The sequence below is a fragment of the Anaerostipes sp. 992a genome, from assembly GCF_001940245.1.
Lineage (GTDB): Bacteria > Bacillota > Clostridia > Lachnospirales > Lachnospiraceae > Fimousia.
The window spans coordinates 1068495-1087678 of sequence record NZ_MJIG01000004.1 but is presented as its reverse complement, the minus strand read 5'-3'; the positions used below and the strand labels follow the sequence as shown (position 1 = coordinate 1087678).

Annotated in this window: 16 protein-coding genes; 8 read left to right on the top strand and 8 right to left on the bottom strand. The window is 42.3% G+C overall.

Annotated elements, in window-relative coordinates; all coding sequences use genetic code 11:
• Positions 1-8: 8 nt before the first annotated feature.
• Positions 9-1391, top strand: coding sequence for a proton-conducting transporter transmembrane domain-containing protein (locus BHF69_RS09460; protein ID WP_075670964.1), 1383 nt, complete (start codon positions 9-11; stop codon positions 1389-1391).
• A gap of 64 nt (positions 1392-1455) precedes the next feature.
• Here BHF69_RS09460 and BHF69_RS09455 read toward each other — a convergent pair whose 3' ends face one another.
• From BHF69_RS09455 to BHF69_RS09430, 6 genes are read right to left on the bottom strand one after another with little or no spacing between them, the layout of a single operon-like run.
• Positions 1456-2202: an ABC transporter ATP-binding protein gene (locus BHF69_RS09455; RefSeq protein WP_075670962.1), complete on the bottom strand. Its 747-nt coding sequence runs from the start codon at positions 2200-2202 to the stop codon at positions 1456-1458.
• Positions 2202-3242, bottom strand: coding sequence for an ABC transporter substrate-binding protein (locus tag BHF69_RS09450; RefSeq protein ID WP_075670960.1), 1041 nt, complete (start codon positions 3240-3242; stop codon positions 2202-2204). The genes BHF69_RS09455 and BHF69_RS09450 overlap by 1 nt, the downstream gene beginning before the upstream one ends.
• Positions 3239-4003: an ABC transporter permease gene (locus tag BHF69_RS09445; protein ID WP_075670958.1), complete on the bottom strand. Its 765-nt coding sequence runs from the start codon at positions 4001-4003 to the stop codon at positions 3239-3241. Before BHF69_RS09445 ends, BHF69_RS09450 begins: the two co-directional genes overlap by 4 nt.
• Positions 3972-4268 (bottom strand): thiamine-binding protein, encoded by a 297-nt coding sequence (locus tag BHF69_RS09440; protein ID WP_075670956.1) that lies wholly within the window; start codon positions 4266-4268, stop codon positions 3972-3974. The genes BHF69_RS09445 and BHF69_RS09440 overlap by 32 nt, the downstream gene beginning before the upstream one ends.
• A 43-nt stretch (positions 4269-4311) precedes the next feature.
• Positions 4312-5667: a UDP-N-acetylmuramoyl-tripeptide--D-alanyl-D-alanine ligase gene (locus tag BHF69_RS09435; protein WP_075670954.1), complete on the bottom strand. Its 1356-nt coding sequence runs from the start codon at positions 5665-5667 to the stop codon at positions 4312-4314.
• A 31-nt stretch (positions 5668-5698) separates the two neighbouring features.
• Complete coding sequence (locus BHF69_RS09430) at positions 5699-7168, bottom strand: UDP-N-acetylmuramoyl-L-alanyl-D-glutamate--2,6-diaminopimelate ligase (protein WP_075670952.1); 1470 nt, start codon at positions 7166-7168, stop codon at positions 5699-5701.
• Positions 7169-7301: 133 nt separating this feature from the next.
• Between BHF69_RS09430 and BHF69_RS09425 the strand changes: the two genes are divergently transcribed.
• From BHF69_RS09425 to BHF69_RS09395, 7 genes are all read left to right on the top strand, one after another.
• Positions 7302-8108 carry a hypothetical protein gene (locus tag BHF69_RS09425; protein WP_075670951.1) on the top strand — a complete coding sequence of 269 codons (807 nt, stop codon included), beginning with the start codon at positions 7302-7304 and terminating at the stop codon, positions 8106-8108.
• Between the two features lie 44 nt (positions 8109-8152).
• Entirely contained in the window at positions 8153-9244 is a 1092-nt protein-coding gene (locus BHF69_RS09420) for a zinc ribbon domain-containing protein (protein WP_075670949.1), read from the top strand.
• 21 nt (positions 9245-9265) lie between these two features.
• Positions 9266-12733, top strand: coding sequence for a DNA polymerase III subunit alpha (locus tag BHF69_RS09415; protein WP_075670947.1), 3468 nt, complete (start codon positions 9266-9268; stop codon positions 12731-12733).
• Between the two features lie 71 nt (positions 12734-12804).
• Positions 12805-13812, top strand: coding sequence for a 6-phosphofructokinase (pfkA, locus tag BHF69_RS09410; RefSeq protein ID WP_075670945.1), 1008 nt, complete (start codon positions 12805-12807; stop codon positions 13810-13812).
• 148 nt (positions 13813-13960) lie between these two features.
• Entirely contained in the window at positions 13961-14734 is a 774-nt protein-coding gene (locus BHF69_RS09405; RefSeq protein ID WP_075670943.1) for a TrmH family RNA methyltransferase, read from the top strand.
• A gap of 30 nt (positions 14735-14764) precedes the next feature.
• The gene (locus BHF69_RS09400; RefSeq protein ID WP_075670941.1) at positions 14765-15211 is read left to right on the top strand and encodes an NfeD family protein; all 447 of its coding nucleotides are present in this window, start codon (positions 14765-14767) and stop codon (positions 15209-15211) included.
• Positions 15208-16122, top strand: coding sequence for an SPFH domain-containing protein (locus BHF69_RS09395; protein WP_075670939.1), 915 nt, complete (start codon positions 15208-15210; stop codon positions 16120-16122). Before BHF69_RS09400 ends, BHF69_RS09395 begins: the two co-directional genes overlap by 4 nt.
• A gap of 138 nt (positions 16123-16260) precedes the next feature.
• Here BHF69_RS09395 and BHF69_RS09390 read toward each other — a convergent pair whose 3' ends face one another.
• Both BHF69_RS09390 and BHF69_RS09385 read right to left on the bottom strand, forming a co-directional pair.
• Positions 16261-17022, bottom strand: a complete 762-nt coding sequence (locus tag BHF69_RS09390) for a PepSY domain-containing protein (RefSeq protein WP_075670937.1) — start codon at positions 17020-17022, stop codon at positions 16261-16263.
• A gap of 223 nt (positions 17023-17245) precedes the next feature.
• The gene (locus tag BHF69_RS09385; RefSeq protein ID WP_075670935.1) at positions 17246-19162 is read right to left on the bottom strand and encodes a PTS fructose transporter subunit IIABC; all 1917 of its coding nucleotides are present in this window, start codon (positions 19160-19162) and stop codon (positions 17246-17248) included.
• Positions 19163-19184: the final 22 nt, after the last annotated feature.

The window sequence follows — 19184 nt, the reverse complement described above, 5'->3', positions numbered from 1 at the left end:
TGGATGATATGAGTATAGTATGGAACGGAATATGTGAAGAAGGGCTTACCTTCTTTTATCCATCGGAATTCTGGATGTTGTTGCTGCTTACAGTGACGGTGTGCAGTGGAGTGGTCGTCATGATCAGGGAGCAGAAAGAAATGAGAATACGGGCGGCTACAGCAGGAGTTGTGGCAGCAGTCATCGGCATGTATGGAGCGCAGGATTTGTTTACGGCGTTTGTCTGTTTTGAGATTGCAGGATTCCTATCCTGTTTCTGGCTGACTGGAGATGGAGAAGGGAAAAAAGTCTATCTGATGTGGCAAGTCATAACCGGGATGATTCTTACCATGGGAATGTTTCTTATCGATCATCATATGGGAACCTTGACTTTTACTCAAATGGCATATCCAAAGATACAGACAGGATGGATATTCGCAGCTGTTTTTTGCTGTATCATTGGGTATGGATATCGTTGTGGAATCATCCTGCTTCATTCCTGGATGGAATCCGCATTGCCAAGGATGTCTGATGGAGAAGGCTATCTGACAGCAGTTTTGCTGATGCCGTCAGGCTTATGGGGAATCTATCAGATTGTTTTTGGATTATGCCATGGAAATGATCAGTGGGATCAGATTCTTTTATTTTTAGGATTTCTTACGGTAGTAGCAGCAGCTTTCAAATGTCTGCTTGGAAAAGAAGCAAGGAAGGTATTGGGAGCAGTTGCTATGGCAGAGATAGGATGGCTTTTATGCCTGATGGTGTTTGCAGAAAAATCCATGCTTTGGATGGTGATCATCGGTTATGTGGCTGCTATGAGCGTGTGTAGCTGGTCAACGAAGACGGCCAGTCATAAGAGTCTGTTATTCCTTGTCTGGGGAATACAGATGATTGTTGTAGTCTTGCATAAGTTTCCATGGATGTGTCTTTTGGCAGGAATCATTGTTTGTATCGCCCTCTGGCAGGCAGACCGGGTATGGTCTGGCAAGGAGGGAATCGGAAAAGTGATCGATCTGGAATGGTGTTCTCTGGAGAGGATTTTATATCGTCCTGTATTCCAGAAAGCATTGCCATTCTTCTTTGGAGTTTTGTTTCGAGCACTGGATCAGCTGCCGGATCGAATTGTAGCATTGCTTCGTGGAACCATATACCGGGATTCTAAGCAGAGAGTCTGGGATAAGGTGGGAACACCATTTACCTATGTGGCAGGTGTGGTATGTGACGAGATCATTCTGATACTCAATAAGACCATCTTATATGGGCATCCGATCAAGAAATCTTTTGTCAATGGGATTGCAGTGGCCAAAAAAGAATTGGAGACCACATCCAGTCTGGTTGCCAGAAGTGTGTCCTTTGGGTTGATGTTATTTAGCATTGGATTATTTATTACGTTGGTGTATTTGTTGTTTTAAGAAGTGAGAACGGGCGTATAGTGATCATCAATTCACTATACGCCCGTTCAACTTATTTACTTTATTATCTAGTATTCTCTAATTTTTCAATAATCGTCTTCTTATATTCTAAGAACTGACTGGTCAGATTAAAGTCCTTTCGTCGAGGCTTTGGCTCTTTGATGATGATCTCATCGGTAACCTGCCCCGGGCTGCCGGTCAGCAGATAGATGCGGTCAGAGAGCAGGATGGCCTCGTCAATATCATGGGTGATAAAGAGGGTGGAAAGCTTGATCTCTTCCATTACATCCAAATACCACCGATGAATGGCGGACTTTGTGATGGTATCCAGTGCGCTGAAAGGTTCGTCCAGCAGAGCGATCTCATTGGAGAACATATAGGTCCGAAGGAGAGCAGCTCTTTGGCGCATACCTCCGGAAAGCTGGCTTGGATACTTCTTTTCCGTACCAGATAATCCGAACTCTTCGAAATAAGGGCGTACCATCTTTCTGGCCGCTTTCTTTTTCGTGCCCTTGATGATCAGCGGAAGGCTTACATTATCTTCAATGGTCCGATAGGGAAGCAAAAGATCCTTTTGCAGCATGTAGCTGATCATCCCTGCCTGCCCGGTAATATCGGTTCCATTTAACAGGACCTGTCCCTCCTCCGGCTTTAACAGGCCGGAAATGATATTAAAAAGGGTAGTTTTACCGGAACCGCTGACTCCCAGAAGGCTTACGATCTCCTGATCATGAAGTTCAATGGAAATATCCTTAATGATCGTACGGTTATCAAATTGTTTGGTAATGTGTTTTGTAATTAATTCAGCCATTATTTTGTTTCCAGATAATCATTGGTAAATCCAACATTTTCCTTTAAGGTTCCATCCACTAAATTCTTTTCATTTAACCAGTTATAAAATTTGTTCCAGCGCTTAGCGTCGATGTATCCCCACTGATCGGCATCAGCAATATACTGGTCAACCATATATTCCTGGCTTTTCTTTACTAGCTCTTCATCCAGTTCTGGGGCTTCTTTTAATAAGATCTTAGCTGCTTCATCTGGATTTTCTACGGCATATTCATATCCTTTTGCAGTTGTAGCCAGGAATGCTTTGGCTTCGTCCGGATGATCCTTTAAGAAGTCATTGTTGGAGATTAAAACTGGTGTGTAGTAATCAAAGGTATCATTGATGTCCTTAAATGCAAAGTAATCATAGTCAAAATCAGCAACCTGAGCGGCAATTCCTGCCCAGCCTTCATAAATCCAAATGGCATCTACGGATTTGGATTTTAAAGCACTGACTTCATCAGTTACGGTACTTGGTATCATCTCAATCTTTTCTGGATCACCGCCATCTTCTGCGACTACGTCCTTAATGATGGCTTTTTCAATATCCAGATCCCAGGTAGCGTATTTCTTACCTTCCATTCCTTTTGGACGATCGATGCCGTCTCCCTTGCGGGAAATAATACCGGAAGTGTTGTGCTGTAAAAGAGCAGCCACCGTAGTGATCGGCAGTGGATCGTCGCTTGCAAAGGTAGCAGCTAAAGTATCCTGGAAGGATACTCCGAATTGAGCCTTCCCAGAGCCGACTAAAGCTTCTGCACCGTCATCTGGTGGTTGAACGATCTCAACATTCAGTCCGGCTTCTTTGTAATAGCCGTTCTTCTGGGCAACATACAGACCTGTATGGTTGGTATTTGGTGTCCAGTCTAATACAACGGTAATATCTGTTAATTCTTCACTTGTGATTTCCTTCTTGTCAGAGCCTTTGGTCTCTTCCTTCTTAGAATCAGAAGAACCACCGCAGGCGGTCAAACCAAAAACAAGAAGTATGGTTAATAATAATGCAGTTAGTTTCTTTTTCATTTTACATTCTCCCAAGGCATACATTTTTTTTGCAGTATTTCTACAAGCCACATCAGCACAAGGCTTACGGCTGATATAAGAAAGATGACTGCGAACATCCGGTCAAAGGCAAATGCGCTTTTGACCCTTGTCATATAAACGCCCAAACCGGAAAATCCTCCCAGCCACTCAGAAATCACAGCTCCTACAATAGAGTAGGATACAGAAATCCGCAGACTGGAAAAAAATTGATTCATAGAGCTGGGCAGCTTAATATGAAAGAAAATCTGAGTTCTCGTTGCTCCCATGGAACGAAGCAGACGGATGGTATCCGGGTCTGCAGAACGGAAGCCTTCCAACAATCCGATGGTAATCGGAAAGAAGGTAACGAGGATGATCAATACGATCTTTGGTGCCATTTCATATCCAAGCCAAAGGACTAAAAGAGGGGCGATTGCTACGGTTGGAATGGTCTGTGTGATGACAATGATCGGGTATAAGGCCTTATAGACCGAATCAAAGTGATCCATCAGCACCGCACAAAAAAATCCAATGACAATACCGGCTCCCAGTCCAAGAAATGCTTCTAAGACCGTTACCTTTGTGTGTTCCATCAGAAGAGGAAAATCACCAATGAACGCTTTTCCTACCGTAACCGGAGCTGGAAGCATAAAGCTTGGTATGATGCCTGCCATCGATACACCCTGCCAGATGACTAAGATCAGACAGATGGTAAGGATGGAAGGCAGTTTACTGGTGATGTTTGGTAACTTTCTTTTCAATGGTCAAGATATCTCCTTCTGGTTTATAGCTTACCTTCACATAAGCAGCAACCGAAGGTGCACCGGCTTTAATGGCAATATGCTGGCACTCTTTTACAATATCCATTAATTCATCGTAGTCTCCTTCAATTGTTGTTTCAAATGGTCCTACATAATAGTTGTTACCAGTGCTTTTAATATAAGCGATGACCTCATCCACGATGCGGACTAATTCCTCATCATTTGGAGCAGCTGGTAATGTCTGAATTGCTACGCTTGCATTCATGTTCTCTCTCCTTTCGTGTGATTCCTTTTCCATTTTTTGGTGACTATAAAGCCGCAGCGACTTCTTTTAATTTCATTCCATTAGAGCCTTTTAGAAGAACGGCATCTCCTGGCTGTAAGAATTTCTGTAATGCAGCTGTAAGGCTTTCATTATCATCGAATTTGCGGACGATGACAGAAGGATTTTTTTCCTTTACTTCTTCAATGGTGTGGTCGATCAGATCGCCCACAGCGAAAAGATAAGTGATGGAAGTACCAGCAAGATAGGTTCCCACTTCTTTATGATAGAGAGGGGAGTTTTCTCCCAATTCCAGCATATCAGCAAGGACAGCTACTTTATGATTTTTTCCCTTCATGGTATCTAAGATGCTTAAGCTTGCTTTCATGGAATCTGGGCTTGCGTTATAAGTATCGTCAATGACTGTATATCCGTTGCTTTCACGGATGGATTGACGCTGTCCCTTAAATTGCATCAACTGCTTTACAGCAGTTTCTACAGGAACGCCAAAGTGATTGCCTACGGCGATGGCAGCCAGTGCATTTAATACGTTATGTTTTCCAAGGGTATTGATGGTAACTGGGTAGGATCTTCCATCAAAGTGGCAGAGGAAACTGGCCTGACCGTCTGCTTCGGTCATATCGGTAGCGCGAAAATCACAATTTTCCCCAAAACCATAAAAACGATATGGATGGGTTACCAGCTCTGGTGCATACTTGGACAGCATATCGTTGTCTCCGTTGATGAAGAGAACACCATCTTCCTTTAATCCTTTTTGGATATCTAATTTTTCCTGACAGATATTCTCTCTTGTCTTTAACTGCTCGATATGAGCCACGCCTACATTGGTAACCACAGCTACATTTGGCTGGGCAATGTTGGTCAAGGTTGTGATCTGTCCTCGTTCACTCATACCAAGTTCTAAGACTGCAATCTCATCGTCAAAGCTCATCTTATCGATGGTGAGAGGAACGCCAATCTGACTGTTCTGATTGCCAGAAGTCTCAAAGGCCTTAAATTTACCCTTTAAGACACAGGTGATCATCTCACGGGTGGTGGTCTTTCCAACGCTTCCAGTAACTGCCACAATAGGAAGGTTCATCTTATTGCGATAGAAGATGGCAAGGTCCTGCATGGCCTTTATGGTATCCTTCACTGCGATGACTGGCTGGGTATGCTCATAGGCATCGTGTTCCTGAGTAAAGCTTGCAGCACCGGCATCCAGGCAGGATGCCATGAACTTATGGGCATCCACTCGTTCTCCAATGATCGGCACGAACAGACTGGTTTCATCGGCTTCTCGAGAGTCAATACAAAAATGAGTAATGACTTTGTCTTTGTTTCCACAAAGGAGCGTGCCGCCAGTAGCAGCAAGCACGTCCTGAATTGTTATATTTTCCATAATAAATTCCTTTTTTGTTTTTTGGGAGGAATTAGATCATTCCTTTTTCTTTTGCGTAGGCTTCAATAATTTCACGTTCACTGTAATGGGATTTGACACCTTTTACATCAATATATTCTTCATGTCCTTTTCCAAGAAGAGCGATGATATCCCCTTTCTCGGCATGGTCAATGGCATAGTGGATGGCATCGGTTCTATCTTCGATTTCTACGAATTTACCGTCGGTCTTTGCCAGTCCGATCTTAATATCAGCCAGAATATCCTTAATATCCTCGAAGCGGTTGTTATCTGCAGTAATGATGGATAGATCTGCCATCTTTCCAGAGGTTTCGCCCATCTCATAGCGACGTAGCTTGGAACGGTTTCCACCGCAGCCAAATAGGGAGATCAGGCGATTTGGATGGTATTCTCGAAGGGTTTCTAAGATGCTTTCCATACTCATGGCATTGTGTGCATAGTCGATCAGGATCGTGAAATCTTTAGAAATTGGTACGATTTCCACACGTCCTTTTACGCGGATGACTTTTAGCGCTTCCTTCATATCATCTACTGGAATACCCAAAGCATGACTGATGGAAAGAGCGACTAAAGCGTTGTATACACTGAATTTGCCAGGGATGTTTACGATCATCTCTGTATTGATGTCGCCGCTTAAGTCAAATTTGATGCCCAAGTGACCATGTTCGTTGAAGAGATGGTCGTTGGAAGCACGAAGATCGGCATCTTCCGCAAATCCAAAGGTCTTGACCTCACAGGTATGCCCCTTTAAGATGGCATCTAAGTGGGAATCGTCGGCGTTAAAAAAGCCAACCTTACATCTTTGGAATAACAGGCTCTTGTAGTAGATATATTCGTCCAGATCTTTATGCTCGTTTGGACCGATGTGGTCAGGAGAAAGGTTGGTGAATACGCCATAGTCAAAATCAAATCCATCCACGCGGTTCATCATCAGTCCCTGGGAGGATACTTCCATGACCATATAGTCACAGCCGGCCTTTACCATTTCACTCATCAGGTATTGTACTTCATAGGATTCAGGAGTGGTATTGTCGGTATGGTACTTTTTACCATCTACGACAGCACCGATGGTACCGATGACACCGACTTTCTTTCCGGCATGCTTTAAGATGGCTTCTACCATATAAGTAGTAGTTGTCTTTCCTTTGGTACCAGTCAGACCGATGGTAGTCAGCTTCTTGGCAGGGTAATCAAAATATGCTGCGGATAGATAAGCCAATGCTTTTCTTGCAGATTCTACTTTTACTACTGTGACATCAGCCTCCACATCTACATCTTTTTCGATGATGATGACAGAAGCGCCTTTTTCGATTGCATCCGGGATAAATTTATGGGCATCCACGGTAGTTCCGCTGATGCATAGAAAAGCAGCATTCTTCCCGACCTTTCTGGAATCATATATGATATCGGAGACATCTGTATCTAAACTTCCTTTTACGAGGGAATAAGGGATTTCTTGCAATAAATCTTTTAATTTTTTCATTATAACACCTCATTTCTTAATCTTGTTTCAATGATACTCTAGAGCCGTTTTTTTGTCAATTACATGGTATTTAAAATGAATCTATGGTAAAATTAGTAGATGAAAATTTTTGGTAGAAAGGAACCTTTTTGGTATGAAAAAGTCAGAAAAAACATTATTATTCATTGGAACAATTGTAGCAATTGCATTTATCCTGATCGGGATTCCAAAGATTGGAGAATTATTGGAGCCCATCATTGGATTTAATATTAAGATGGTACTCTATATCGTGATTCTGCTGGCAATGTATCTGGTGGGAAGAAAGAGAGGGAACCAGTATAAAAAGATTGATAAGCAGTTAGATGATCTGAACCGGGATTTGATCAACAATCATAGAATCGATTATTATATTATTCAGAATAAACGTCTTTATAAAGAGGTGGATAATAAGACGTATCGTACTATGTTCTTGATCAATATTGCGACAGCTTATTATCACGATGGACAGTATGAGAAGTCCAATGGTGTTATTGAGAAGATTGAGGATGAATATCTCAATGAGGGCCAGATGGCAGCTATTTATAATCAGCGGTTTTTAAATTATGTACACCTTGGTCAGCTAGATCAGGCAGAAGCTGTTTATAAAGAGCATCAGGAATTATTTAAAAAGTACGAAGAAGATAAAAAGCTTAAGAATCACTATGTGATCAGTAAGCTGACCTTTGCACTTGCGAAAGATAAGATGGATGAAGCAAAAGTAGCAAAGATCAGAGAGGCATTTGATGAGATTTCCATTCCACAGAAATCTTATGAAAAGGCCTATACCTATCGTTTGTTGGAAGGAAAGCTTCTTCTGGCAGAGGGCAAGCGTCAGGAAGGTAGAGAGGCACTTAGAAGTCTGTCTGAGGCTTTTATCATGCCTGGAATGAAGAAGGAGATTGAACAGATCTTATCTTATTAATGTTATTTGGCAATGAAGCTGGATAAGAAGAAAGGGGGGTATCTATGGCGGAATATTTTAAGTTTTGTCCCAAATGTGGGCGTGTTTTAGAGAGAGATTATTGTCCCCATTGCGAGCCGGAGAAGGAAAGGGAGTTTCGGGAGCAGCAGCAGCGTCTGGATGATGGCATGTTCGATACATACAGCAGTAAAAAAATCCATAAGGGGAAAAAGATTACCAGAACAAGGGATACAGGAGAGAAGAAGAGCTTTTTGCGGGTTCTGGTACTTTTGGTTGGAATCACCTTATTTGTGGTAGATGATCTTCCTGACATTACAGAGGTTGCCAATGAGATTGGTGGCTTTCATCTGGATATAAAGCCCGAGGAGGGAAGTTTTCTGGATGATATGGATGATAAGGTGATCAAAGTCCTGGAGCCAGTGAAACAATGGGGAGAGAAAGCAGGCCAAAGTATCAATGAGATTCTGGATATATTCTGGGATCATACATTGGGCGAGGATGAGGATTGGGATGCAACCATCTCAGTGGATGGTTTTTCAGACCTTTTGGCGATCGATGACTATACCTCTTATGTAAGTGGGGACCCTGTCTATTATCTGCAGAATCGGAAGTCAAAGGATTATACGTATTCCGTAGATGGGATTCCTTATGGATATTATATAGAGGTATGTGATATTTTTAAAAATGGAAGCAAGGCAGATATTCCAGTACAAAAGGAATTGGAACAGATTTACAAACGTTGGGAGAAGAAGGGGGAAAATGCAAAAAAGAACCGCATAGACGCAGATGGATCGCTCTATTCCAATGTAACTTATTATGATGATGATCATATCAGCCTTTTGATATATGGAGATGAGATGATCAATGGAGAGGATAGCGAATATGAGTTTTATAGTTTCATTTTCAATGCACAAAATATGGAAGTGATTCCATTAACTGAATTTGTACAATTCAATGATGAATTTTATGATATAATGATAGAAGGAATGGATGATACATTTTCCAGAGAAGAAGTGAAAGAGCTGGTAAAGAAAAAGCAGTATTATTATGGCTTTGACCAGGATGGTATTCTCTGGGTAGGATTGTATAATGATGATACTTATATGAATGTAAAGTTTGAGGATATTACCTTATAGAGATATTTTGGAGGAAGAAATATGAGTTTTACACACCTGCATGTCCATACGGAGTATAGTCTGTTGGATGGCTCCAGTAAGATCAAGGAGTTGGCCAGGCGGGTAAAAGAGCTTGGTATGGACAGCATTGCCATCACAGACCATGGGGTTATGTATGGAGTGATTGATTTTTATAAAGCGTGTAAGGCAGAAGGAATCAAGCCGATTATTGGATGTGAGGTCTATGTGACCGGAGGCTCCCGTCATGAGAAGGAGAACGGGTACTATCATCTGGTTCTTTTGGCGGAGAATGATACAGGGTATCACAACCTGATGAAGATTGTGACCAGAGGATTTACGGAAGGCTTTTATTATAAGCCTCGTGTGGATTATGAAGTACTTGAGGCTTATAGCGAGGGAATCATTGCTTTAAGTGCCTGTCTTGCTGGGGAGGTGGCGACCAATTTAAGACACAGTGATTATGAGAAGGCAAAGGAAGCAGCCCTCCACCTGCAATCAGTCTTTGGTGAAGGAAATTTCTTTTTGGAGCTTCAGGATCATGGGCTCAGGGAACAGACTATAGTAAATACGGGAATTATAAAGCTGTCTAAGGAGACGGGAATTCCTATGGTAGCGACCAATGACTGTCATTATATATTAAAGGAAGATGCAGATGCCCATGATATTCTGCTTTGTATCCAGACAGGCAAGAAGGTAGCCGATGAGGACCGTATGCGCTATGAGGGCGGCCAGTATTATGTAAAATCAGAAGAGGAGATGCGTAAGCTGTTTCCATATGCCAGTCAGACCATTGACAATACCCACGAAATTGCAAATCGTTGTCAGGTGGAGATTGAATTTGGTGTTCAGAAGGTACCAAAGTTTGACGTGCCGGAGGGCTATGATGCCTTTTCTTACCTAAAGATGTTGTGTGAGACTGGACTGGTCCGACGATATGGTGAGAATCCAGGCAAAGAATTAAAGGAAAGACTGGATTATGAGCTTACGACGATCCAGAACATGGGGTATGTGGATTATTTTCTGATCGTATGGGATTTTATTCGCTATGCCAGAGATCATGGTATTGCGGTGGGACCGGGAAGAGGATCTGCAGCGGGAAGTATCGTATCCTATTGCCTTGCCATTACCAATATTGATCCGATCAAATATCAGCTGCTGTTCGAGCGTTTCTTAAATCCGGAGCGAGTGTCCATGCCGGATATTGACGTGGATTTTTGCTTTGAACGGAGGCAGGAGGTCATTGACTATGTGGTTGAAAAGTATGGCAAGGATCAGGTAGTTCAGATCGTTACCTTCGGTACCATGGCAGCCAGACTGGTCATCCGTGATGTTGGAAGGGTGTTGGATATTCCATATGCAAAGGTCGATGCCATTGCCAAGATGATTCCCAATGAGCTGAATATTACAATAGAGAAGGGATTGAAGGCATCGAAAGATTTACGCACAGCCTATGAAACGGATGAAGAGGTCAAATATCTCATCGATATGTCCATGCGTCTGGAGGGATTGCCAAGACATTCCTCCATGCATGCAGCAGGAGTCGTGATCGGTCAGAAGGCGTTGGATGAATATGTTCCGCTTTCAAAGGGGGCAGATGATGCGATTACCACACAGTTTACCATGACCACCATTGAAGAATTGGGGCTATTGAAGATGGATTTTCTCGGCTTGCGTACGCTCACAGTAATTCAGGATGCAGTCAAGCTGATTGAGAAGAATACCGGGAAGAAGATCGATGTGGATCATCTGAACATGGAAGATGCAGGGGTCTATGAGATGATCGGACAGGGTAAGACCGAAGGGGTCTTCCAGCTGGAAAGTGCCGGGATGAAAAGCTTTATGAAGGAATTAAAGCCTCATAATCTGGAAGACATCATTGCGGGGATTTCTCTGTATCGTCCAGGTCCGATGGATTTTATTCCGAAATACATCGAAGGGAAAAATCATCCGGAATCCATCAGCTATGATTGTGCAGAACTGGAAGAAATCTTAGCACCGACCTATGGCTGTATCGTATATCAGGAACAGGTTATGCAGATTGTTATGAAGCTGGCAGGCTATACCCTTGGACGAAGTGATCTGGTACGCCGTGCCATGTCTAAGAAAAAGGGAGATGTGATGGCCAGAGAACGCAAAAACTTCGTATATGGGAATGAAGCAGAGGGGGTACCTGGATGTATTGCCAGAGGGATTCCGGAACAGACGGCTAATCATATTTTCGATGAGATGATCGATTTTGCTAAATATGCATTTAATAAATCGCATGCGGCTGCTTATGCAGTAGTGGCTTATCAGACGGCATATTTAAAATACTATTATCCGGTGGAATTTATGGCAGCGCTACTTACGTCTGTGTTAGGGAATGGTGCAAAGGTATCGGATTACATTTACAATTGCAGGAAGATGGGTATTGAGATCCTGCCACCGGATATTAACGAAGGCGAAGGAAATTTCTCTGCTTCGGATCAGGGAATTCGATATGGTCTTTCAGCGATCAAGAGCCTTGGAAAGCCGGTCATCAATTCGATTCTTGCCGAAAGGGAGAAGCATGGAAAATTTAAAGATCTAAAGGATCTGGTAGAGCGACTCTCAAGCAAGGAAATCAATAAGCGGACAGTGGAAAGCTTTATCAAGGCAGGAGCCTTGGATAGCCTGAAGGGAAGCAGAAGGCAGAAGATGCTTATCTATGTCCAGGTCATTGAGAATGTCCAGAAGGAGAGGAAGAATGAGATGGCAGGGCAGATGTCATTGCTTGATTTCTTATCGGATGAGGATAAGAAGAGTTTTGAAATTACTTATCCGGATGTGGAGGACTATAGTAATGAGCAGAAGCTGGCGATGGAGAAGGAAGTGCTTGGAATCTATGCCAGTGGACATCCCCTAGATGAATACCAGGAGGTTCTTGGAAAGAATGTAACGGCCTCTACGACAGATTTTCTCATTGATGAAGAAACCGGACATGCAAAGGCGAAGGATCAGGTGCCATATATTCTTGGAGGAATTGTTGCCGGTAAAACGGTAAAACTAACAAAGAATAATCAGAACATGGCATTTATTACTCTGGAGGACCTTCGCGGTACAGTGGAAGTCATTGTATTTCCAAGAGATTATGCCCTCTATCAGAATTATCTGAAGGAAGATGCCAAGGTGTTTATACGGGGGAGGGCTTCCATCTCAGAAGAGGAAGGCAAGCTGATCTGCGAGCAGGTAGTGCCGTTTGATCAGGTTCCAAAGGAGATATGGGTCCAGTTTGAGGATAAAGAAGCATATTTCAAAGAAAGTGAACATTTTATGCAGATTTTAAAGGAACATAAGGGAACGAATCCCGTTGTTGTGTTCTGTCGGAAGGAAAAAGCGATCAAGCGATTATCTCCATCTTATTCTGTCAAAGACGATGATCAGTTTTTGGAGGTTCTGCATGCACATTATGGGTTTGGAAATGTAAAAGTCATTGATAAGGCTATTGATAATTTTAGGAAAATGCATTAAAATACAATTGATTGTAGTTTTTTATGGTATGGAAAATCTAACACGTATGAGTTTATTATGGAGGAACAATTATGGAAAGTAAGAAGATTAGTACAATTGCTGTTTTAACCAGTGGAGGAGATGCTCCAGCAATGAATGCTGCAACACGTGCAGTTGTTCGTACAGCATTGGCAAGAGGATTAAAAGTAAAGGGAATCAAGAGAGGATACAGCGGACTGTTAAAAGAAGAAATCATCGATATGGATTCTAAGAGCGTATCTAATACCATTTCTCATGGTGGTACCATTCTTTATACCGCTCGTTGTGAAGAATTCAAAAAACCAGAAGTTCAGCAGGAAGCTGCAGAAATCTGTAGAAAGCATGGCATTGATGGTCTGGTTGTTATTGGTGGTGACGGTTCTTTCCGTGGTGCTGGTAAATTAGCAGCATTAGGTGTGAACACAGTTGCACTTCCTGGTACCATTGACTTGGATATTGCATGTACAGAATATACCATCGGATTTGATACAGCGGTTAATACAGCGATGGAAGCGATTGATAAGATCAAAGATACTTCTATGTCACATGAACGTTGCAGCGTTATCGAAGTAATGGGACGTGATGCAGGATATATCGCATTATGGTGTGGTATTGCAACAGGTGCAGAGAATATCTTAATTCCAGAAAGATTTGATGGAAACTTACCAAATACAGAATCTGCAGTCATTGAAAATATTTTAAGATCCAGAGCAAAAGGTAAAAACCACCATATCATCGTAAATGCAGAAGGTGTTGGACATTCTTATGGAATGGCTAAGAGAATTGAAGCTGCTACTGGTATTGAAACAAGAGCAACTATCTTAGGACACATGCAGAGAGGTGGTAACCCAACTGCAAAAGACCGTGTATATGCATCTATGATGGGCGCATATGCAGTAGATTTACTGATCAAAGGTGGCACAAACCGTGTAGTTGGATATAAGCATGGTGAATATGTTGACTTTGATATTGAAGAAGCATTGGCAATGACAAAAGATATTGACGATTATCAGTTAGAAATCGCTGAGATCTTAGGAAAGACAATGGGAACAAACGCATAAGATGTGATTGAAAATTAAAGATGTTTCTATAAAAGGGTGTTTTTCTAATGGAAGAACATCCTTTTTTAACATCTTTAACATCCTTTTAATAAACAGATATTGTAAAATATGATATACTCTTTGTAATAACAGGTAAAGGAAAGAAAGCATGATCGAGAGCAAGAACAATCAACAGATTCGGAATCTTTTAAAATTAAAAAAGCAGTCCAAAGAACGGAAAAAGCAGAAGGTATTTCTGGTAGAAGGAATTCGGATGTTTCAGGAGGTTCCAAAGGACCGTGTAGTGAAGGCTTATGCAACAAAAAGTTTTTTTGATAAACATGAAATCCTCTTTGCCGGCGTAAGCTATGAATTAGTGGATGATAAGATTTTCAAAGAGATTTCAGATACGGTAACGCCTCAGGGGGTGCTGGCAATCGTACGGCAGAAGCAGTGGAAGCTGGATGAGATTTTAGGGATTTCCAGCCAGCCATGCCTTTTGATTTTGGAAAACATTCAGGATCCAGGTAATTTGGGGACGATGATTCGTACTGGAGAAGGAGCTGGAGTGACCGGTGTGATCATGAGCCGGGATACGGTAGATATCTATAATCCGAAAGTGATCCGATCCACGATGGGATCGATTTACCGGGTTCCGTTCTTTTATGCAGAGGATTTGAAAGAAGTCATGAAGGAATTAAATGAGCATAAGATTCATTCCTATGCAGCTCGTCTGGATGGAGAGAATGTATATCAAAGTAATTTGAAAGAAAGCTGTGCATTTATGATTGGAAACGAAGGAAATGGGCTCAGTGATGGCTTAAGTGCCATGGCAGAGCGGTATATTCGGATTCCAATGTGTGGCCAGGTGGAATCGCTGAATGCTGCGGTTGCAGCGACTGTTCTCATGTATGAGACTATGAGACAGCGACAAGAATCTTAGCATGCAACATGCCAGAAGGGAGTGAAGAGTATGATGACAGTATACTGGCTGCTCGGTGCGGCAATACTACTATTAATTGAAATTGCTACCGTAAGTCTTACCAGTATCTGGTTTGCAGGAGGCGCCGTTGTGGCAGCCATTGTATCGGCATTTCATGGACCAATGCTGCTTCAGATTGGAAGCTTTATTGTGGTATCCGTGATTTTATTGGTACTTACAAGACCAGTAGCGGTAAAGTACATGAATTCTAAAGTGGAAAAGACCAATGCGGACGCACTGGTTGGACGCAAGTGCAGAGTGACAGTGACCATTGACCCAACAGAGCCTGCCGGGAACATTCGCATCAATGATGTGGATTGGGCAGCACGGCCTCTGGATGGAGAAAGTGTCATAGAGGCAGGAACGGAAGTGATCATCCGAGAGATTTCGGGAGTGAAGCTATTAGTAGAACCGATCGTGAAGGAGGGAACCAAATGATTTTAGCGATTTTTGTTATTTTTATTATTCTGATCTTAGCATCCTGTGTAAAAATCGTGCCACAGGCACATACTTATGTATTAGAAAGATTAGGAACGTATCAGGCCACATGGACGGCGGGGCTTCATATGAAGGTACCTTTGATTGACCGGGTTGCACGGAAGGTAACCTTGAAGGAACAAGTGGTAGATTTTGCTCCACAGCCAGTAATCACAAAGGATAATGTAACCATGAGAATCGACACGGTTGTATTCTTTCAGATTACAGACCCTAAGCTGTTTGTATATGGAGTGGAGAATCCCATCATGGCCATTGAGAATCTGACCGCAACCACACTGCGTAATATCATCGGTGATCTGGAATTGGATGAGACATTGACATCAAGAGAAACCATCAATACTAAGATGCGCGCAACTCTGGATGAAGCAACAGATCCATGGGGAATTAAGGTAAATCGTGTAGAACTCAAGAATATTATCCCACCAGCAGCAATTCAGGATGCTATGGAGAAGCAGATGAAAGCAGAGCGTGAACGTCGTGAACAGATTCTGATCGCAGAAGGAGAAAAGAAATCAGCAATTCTTCGTGCAGAGGGACATAAGGAATCTGTCATTCTTCAGGCAGAGGCGGATAAGACAGCTGCTATCTTAAAGGCGGAAGCGGTGAAGGAAGCTAAGATCCGGGAAGCAGAAGGGGAAGCACAGGCGATCTTAAGTATTCAACAGGCGAATGCAGATGGTCTTCGTTTCTTAAAGGAAGCATCTGCAGATGAAAGTGTCATTCAGTTAAAGAGCTTAGAAGCTTTTGCGAAGGCAGCAGATGGAAAAGCAACCAAGATTATTATTCCATCTGAAATTCAGAGTCTGGCAGGTCTGGTAAAATCTGTTACAGAAGTGGGTTCTCAGGAATAAGGGGTTGTAAAGCTGACAAAGGCGTCGAACGGTTCGTTCGGCGCCTATTTTTAAAAAAATTTAGGGAGAGGTGTGACTCATGTGAGTCATACCTCTCCCTGATTAGAACTGCCGATCTCTTGACAACCCCTTTTAAAGTTAATCATCAATTTCAATATCATAATCAATGACAGCACCGCTGTGGGCATTGATCTCTACTTCGCATTCATAAGATTTGTATCTTAATTCCACGTTGTATTCGTAGATTCCATCATCTTTTTCCAATTCACAACTGATTAATTTGATATTATTAGCCTGTTCTGTGGTCAGACCCAATTTGGATTTTACAGTATTTTTGGCAATGCGTACAGCCTCATCCTTTGTGATTTTGGCATTTGTAGGGATGTTAGGAGTCTTATTGCGAAGCTCCCAGTCACGTTCGGTAAAGTATCCCGTTGTAGCATTTACTTCTAACTCATAAGAACGGGTTGCTGTCTTAAATTCAATTTCATAGAATTTGATGCCGTTTTCGTAGTCGACTTCACAGGAATAGTATTTCTGATTCTTGCGGGCAGTTACCTGCTTGTCTACCTTTGCTCTGGCCTGGGCTTTGGTCAGGGACTTTGTGCCTTTTTTCTTTGTTCTGGATTCCCAGTCACGTTCTAAGATCTTGCCGCTATAAGCATCAATTTCAAATTTATAGCTGCGGGAAGATGTCTTTCCAGTCACTTTGTAGTAACGAACACCATCATCGGTATCCAATACTACGGAAAGAGTCTTTCCTTTTAGATCCGTTGCACTTTTTCTTGCGATGGATCTGGCCTTATCCTTGCCGATCAGCTTTGTAGAAGCTGCATTTGCTGGAAGGATCGTTGTAAAAGTTAATACAGCTGCACATAAGATTACAAATAATTTTTTCATATTGCACTTCCTTTCTCTTTTTTCACTTTATGAATGGTGATTGTTCTCTTTATTATGGTTATAGTATAAAAAGGAAAGATTAGAATAAGATTAAAATAGGAAAAGAAAAATCTTCTCCTGAGTCTGAAAAATATCAGAGTACAGGAGAAGATCTTTCGAGAGTCGTTTATTTTATGGTATATAGAGGAGTCTTATTATGGTATACATAAATAGTTAGTAGTTATTATTTTACTTCTTTTTTCAGTAATCCTAAAAGGAGCATTCCCACGACGGAACCTACTACCAATGCAACAATGTACATGAATGGATTTCCAACTACAGGGAATACAAAGATGCCGCCGTGAGGAGCACGTAAAGTACATCCAAATGCCATGGACAATCCACCGGCAACTGCGGAACCTACCACACAGGAAGGAATGACTTTTGCAGGGTCGGAAGCTGCAAATGGAATTGCACCCTCTGTGATAAAGCAAAGTCCCATGATAAAGTTAACAGGTCCAGATTTACGTTCATTTTCTGTAAATTTATTCTTAAATACGATCGTTGCCAATGCGATGGCAATTGGAGGAACCATACCTCCGATCATAACAGCGGCCATAACATCAAAATTTCCACTTGCGATTGCAGCAGTACCGAATACATAAGCAGCTTTGTTAAATGGACCACCCATATCGATGGACATCATACCACCTAATACGGCGCCGAGAAGGATTGCACTTCCTCCACCTAAAGAGTTCAAGCCATTGGTCAATGCAGTATTTAACATAGCCACAAATGGGTTGATGGCACACATGATCACACCGATGGAAAGAACACCACCTACAGGGTAAAGCAATACCGGTTTGATTCCTTCTAAAGCATCTGGAAGCTTATCAAATACCTTTTTTAACAGATTCATTACGTAGCCGCCAAGGAAACCAGCAATCAATGCCCCGAGGAAACCGCAGGAAATGCCACCGGCAGGGTTTGCAAAGGTAACGCCAACATTAGCAAGGTGAGCACCTACGAAACCAACAACCAGACCAGGGCGGTCGGCAATACTCATGGCAATGTATCCACCCAGGATTGGAAGCATGAAGTTAAATGCTGCTCCACCGACTGTTTTAAAGAATGCAGCCACTGGTGTATTCATACCGAAGTTGCTTGGGTCAATACTGTAATCATCTAATAAGAATGCTAAGGCGATCAGGATACCACCACCGATGACGAATGGAAGCATATGAGATACACCGTTCATTAAGTGCTTGTATACCTGGCGTCCTAAAGATTCATCATCTTCCATAGATTCGGAAGTATCGGAGCCTCCAGCGTGATGATAAATAGGAGCTTCTTTATTTACGATCTTTTCGATTAATTCCTGTGGTTTATGAATTCCATCAGCAACCTTTGTCTTAATGACTGGTTTTCCATCAAAACGGGCCATTTCAACATTCTTATCAGCTGCAATGATGATACCGTCACAGGCTTCGATTTCTTCTTTTGTTAAAATGTTCTTAGCACCACCGGATCCGTTTGTCTCGGCTTTTACAGGGATGCCAAGTTCCTGTCCTTTGTTTTCTAATGCTTCTGCAGCCATATAAGTGTGAGCAATACCAGTTGGGCATGCGGTTACTGCAAGGACACGATATCCAGTCGCAGAAGTGTTTGTAGAAGCAGCTGGTGCAGCTGGTTCTTCGTCAAATTTCTCTTTTTCCTTCTGATCGATGATAGACAGGAATTCTGTTGGATCTGTTGTACCGAGAAGAGCATCACGGAATTCTCCATCCATAAGAATAGTGGAAAGTCTGGATAATACTTCTAAATGTACATCACTTCCAGTAGCAGGTGCAGCGATCATGAAGAATAAAGTGGAAGGATTTCCATCTAATGCGTTGCAATCTACACCAGAAGGTACCGTTGCAGCTACCAGTCCTGGCTGCTTGACTGCCTGACTCTTTGTGTGAGGAATGCAAATCCCATCAGCGATTGCAGTTGGTCCCTGTTCTTCACGAGCCATGATTCCAGCTTTAAAAGCTTCTTTGTCACTAATGTTTCCGTTCTTTACATGCAAGTCCATTAATAAGTCGAATACCTCTTCTTTGCTAGAGGCAGTTGTCTGAAGAGCTAATCCGCTGCTCTTCAATAAATCTGTAATGCGCATAGCGACCTCCTTGTTGATTATG

Bases quoted from the DNA above. Each gene is read 5' to 3' on its own strand.
- pfkA (WP_075670945.1), top strand. From the start codon at position 12,805: ATGGAAAGTAAGAAGATTAGTACAATTGCTGTTTTAACCAGTGGAGGA.
- BHF69_RS09395 (WP_075670939.1), top strand. From the start codon at position 15,208: ATGATTTTAGCGATTTTTGTTATTTTTATTATTCTGATCTTAGCATCC.
- BHF69_RS09450 (WP_075670960.1), bottom strand. From the start codon at position 3,242: ATGAAAAAGAAACTAACTGCATTATTATTAACCATACTTCTTGTTTTT.
- BHF69_RS09420 (WP_075670949.1), top strand. From the start codon at position 8,153: ATGGCGGAATATTTTAAGTTTTGTCCCAAATGTGGGCGTGTTTTAGAG.
- BHF69_RS09425 (WP_075670951.1), top strand. From the start codon at position 7,302: ATGAAAAAGTCAGAAAAAACATTATTATTCATTGGAACAATTGTAGCA.
- BHF69_RS09415 (WP_075670947.1), top strand. From the start codon at position 9,266: ATGAGTTTTACACACCTGCATGTCCATACGGAGTATAGTCTGTTGGAT.
- BHF69_RS09460 (WP_075670964.1), top strand. From the start codon at position 9: ATGAGTATAGTATGGAACGGAATATGTGAAGAAGGGCTTACCTTCTTT.
- BHF69_RS09390 (WP_075670937.1), bottom strand. From the start codon at position 17,022: ATGAAAAAATTATTTGTAATCTTATGTGCAGCTGTATTAACTTTTACA.
- BHF69_RS09440 (WP_075670956.1), bottom strand. From the start codon at position 4,268: ATGAATGCAAGCGTAGCAATTCAGACATTACCAGCTGCTCCAAATGAT.
- BHF69_RS09455 (WP_075670962.1), bottom strand. From the start codon at position 2,202: ATGGCTGAATTAATTACAAAACACATTACCAAACAATTTGATAACCGT.
- BHF69_RS09435 (WP_075670954.1), bottom strand. From the start codon at position 5,667: ATGGAAAATATAACAATTCAGGACGTGCTTGCTGCTACTGGCGGCACG.
- BHF69_RS09400 (WP_075670941.1), top strand. From the start codon at position 14,765: ATGATGACAGTATACTGGCTGCTCGGTGCGGCAATACTACTATTAATT.
- BHF69_RS09430 (WP_075670952.1), bottom strand. From the start codon at position 7,168: ATGAAAAAATTAAAAGATTTATTGCAAGAAATCCCTTATTCCCTCGTA.
- BHF69_RS09405 (WP_075670943.1), top strand. From the start codon at position 13,961: ATGATCGAGAGCAAGAACAATCAACAGATTCGGAATCTTTTAAAATTA.
- BHF69_RS09385 (WP_075670935.1), bottom strand. From the start codon at position 19,162: ATGCGCATTACAGATTTATTGAAGAGCAGCGGATTAGCTCTTCAGACA.